We start from the raw sequence: 2867 nt of genomic DNA, 5'->3' as shown, positions 1-2867 counted from the left end.
TTCATACCGGTGTTGTTATGACTGTGGATGGATAAGATGTCAGGCGTTTTGTGCATTCAGCGGGGTTCTGCGGCGGGGAGGGCGGAAGACAGCAGCAGCGCGGCGGCGAGGAGTGTGAGGAAGGGGCGCATGAGGGGGACCATTATAAATGATGAAGGATGCTGCAGACGGGGCCTTTGATAAATGAATCAATGGAATTTGCACACTGGTTTCACGGAGGGGAGCGGTGAAATCGTTTGCTCTTCATGCCGTGCCGCCAAATGACATGCACTAGATCTCTTCCCCTATGAAAAATCCTAACAGCGCGAAACTGGCGGTGCTTATTGATGCCGACAATGCGAGCTACGCCATCATCTCTGAACTGCTGGCGGAGGTCTCGCGCTACGGTATTGCCACGGTGAAACGCGCCTACGGAGACTGGACCACGCAGAATCTCAAGGGCTGGAAGGAGGTGCTGCACAAGCTGGCCATCCAGCCGATTCAGCAGTTTGGCTATACCACGGGGAAGAATGCGACGGACTCGGCCTTGATCATTGAGGCGATGGATCTGCTGCACACGGGCCACCTGGATGGCTTTTGCATCGTGTCTTCAGACAGCGACTTCACCCGCCTGGCCGTGCGCATCCGGGAGTCTGGTCTGGTGGTGTATGGCTTTGGAGCGGAGAAGACTCCGGAGGCCTTTGTGGCGGCGTGCGACAAGTTTGTTTACACCGAAATTTTGCGGCAGACGCCAGCGGCTTCCGCAGGAGATGCACCTGCTGCAGCGGCAAGCGCGCCGGAGCTGGCGGGCTCCGCGATCCCGAATCAAACCAAACTGAAAACCTTGCTGCTGGCAGCGATCGAGGCATCGGAGGGAGAGGATGACTGGCGTCCTTTGTCAGCCGTGGGCAGCATGCTCGTCAAAATGAGCCCCTCGTTTGATCCGCGCAATTATGGAGTCCCCAAATTGAGCGAGCTCATTCGAAAGCAGCCCTACCTGGAACTCAAGAAGGTGACGGACGGAGGGAACCCACCGATGATGCATCTACACGTGCGCCCCAAGCCGGTGAATTCCGCGCCGTGATTCCGACCTGAGTCTGCGCCCGCTCAAGGATGAGCACAGGAAGCAGGAGGTGCCAGACTCTGGTGCTTTGTGGCCTGCGGGTGCGTTTGGCCTGCTGAACTGTGGCCTGGGCTGCGGTCAGAGCAGGCGCAGCGGCCACGCCATGGAAGACTGAAAGCCCTCGGCTGCTTTCTCCAAGGTTCGCACCCTGGAAGAATGAAAGCAGCCGGGGACTCCGACAGGCTCAGGCGGCGGATCTCAGGACGAAGGATTCGACCAGCTGCCAGTCTTTCGGACCGGCATAGACGACGGTTCCTTCGACGTCGGCGCTGTCCATGAGGCGCACCTGGACCGCACGCCACAGGGGCGCCAGGGGGTGGGGTTCCCCCACGTGTGGGTGGGACTTCAAGACGAGGGGTTCGGAGGAGGGTTTCATGGGTGCTTCTTTTTGCATGCCTTATCTAATCCGGGACACCCGGTTTATCCATGAGGCATTCCCTTATTGCGGCCTAAGCCTTGTCAGAGGTACGGAGGGGGTTGCCCTCCCGCTAAAGCGCCTTCAAAACAAGCGGTGTGCGCTTTTTCTGACATGGATCATTCGCAGCAGGCGAAGGAACCCAGTTGTCCCGTTGCGCTGCAACTGGTGAGGGACTCCGCTGCGGCGCAGCGCGTCCCCTTCACGCGTCTTCAAAATAATCCGAGTCCACCCGCTTGAGCGCGATGGTGCGCACGGTGGACACGCCGACGCCATACTCGATCATGAGCTCGGCGAGCCGCTGGCCGTTGATGAGGATGATCTTGTGCGTGACACCCTTGGCGTAATCGAGCGCGTTTTTGTGGAAGTCGCTGGTGGTGATGAAGACGCCCTTCGTGGCATGCTTCCCCGCCAGCGCGCCGACGAAACTCTGGATCGGCTCCCGCCCCACCGTGCTCTGCCAGCGCTTGGCCTGGACGTAGATGACATCCAGCCCGAGGCGGTCCTCGCTGATGATGCCGTCGATGCCGCCGTCGTTGGATTTTTGCGTCACCTGCGCCGCCTCCGCCCGCGAGCCGCCGTAGCCCATGGCAAAGAGGAGATCGACCACGAGCTGCTCAAAGCGGTAAGGGTCCATGCGCGACATGAGGTCCAGCAGATCGGAAGCGAGCTGCGCGCGCAGCTTGAGTTCCGCTTGCTCGATTTGCTCGGTGGGGGTTTGAGTGCCGGGAGGAACGATTTCGGGACCGGGCGATGTCCCGCCACTGGGGGCTTTGGTCATCTTTTCCACAAAGCTCGGATACGCGGACAGCACCTTGTTGTCGATGACCGCTGGATTCGTGGCGAGGAGCTTTCTTCCCTCCTCGGTGATGCGCAGATGCCCCTTCTTCGGCTTCTCCACCAGCCCCGCCTGCTGCATGTACCACCCCGCCCAACCCGCACGATTGAAGACATACGTCTGCAACCCGCTGGGCAACCGCTCCTCTCGCTGCTCCTCCGAAAGCCCCAGCGCATCCGCCGTGAGCGAGCTGTATTCTTTCTGATGCAGCTCTTTGCCTGCGGCGTCGAGCACGCGCAGGAGGGGGAGCATCATTTCTTGGTAGGTGGGGATGGGCATGGGGGAGACATGGATGCACGAACGCACCGAGTAAAGTGACACGTGGAGTGAGCGAGCCCCATTTACTTAAGAAAACGGTTTTAGACGCCTACAAAATGGATTTGACGCTCATACTCCACAGCCGAACATCGGCCCCTACTCCCGCCGCATGCCCGTCGCCAACCTCGCCCAGCGCCAAGAAAACCTAGCTCGTCTGTGCGGCGCGCACTCCTTCCATTGTGAGTGTGACGCAG

At 59.9% G+C, this 2867-nt stretch carries 3 protein-coding genes; 1 reads left to right on the top strand and 2 read right to left on the bottom strand.

Going from position 1 to position 2867, the window contains the following annotated elements; genetic code table 11:
- Positions 1 to 286: 286 nt before the first annotated feature.
- Complete coding sequence (locus tag ACIREA_RS29950) at positions 287 to 1063, top strand: NYN domain-containing protein (protein ID WP_397385984.1); 777 nt, start codon at positions 287 to 289, stop codon at positions 1061 to 1063.
- A gap of 223 nt (positions 1064 to 1286) precedes the next feature.
- Here the strand turns inward: ACIREA_RS29950 and ACIREA_RS29945 are convergent, their stop codons facing one another.
- Positions 1287 to 1478 (bottom strand): hypothetical protein, encoded by a 192-nt coding sequence (locus tag ACIREA_RS29945; protein ID WP_397385983.1) that lies wholly within the window; start codon positions 1476 to 1478, stop codon positions 1287 to 1289.
- A 241-nt stretch (positions 1479 to 1719) separates the two neighbouring features.
- Entirely contained in the window at positions 1720 to 2634 is a 915-nt protein-coding gene (locus ACIREA_RS29940; protein ID WP_397385982.1) for a restriction endonuclease, read from the bottom strand.
- Positions 2635 to 2867 lie beyond the last annotated feature (233 nt).

This window comes from Prosthecobacter sp. (assembly GCF_044373815.1).
Lineage (GTDB): Bacteria > Verrucomicrobiota > Verrucomicrobiia > Verrucomicrobiales > Verrucomicrobiaceae > Prosthecobacter.
Note: the sequence above shows the minus strand (reverse complement) of the source record. Positions and strands in the feature narration are given on the sequence as shown.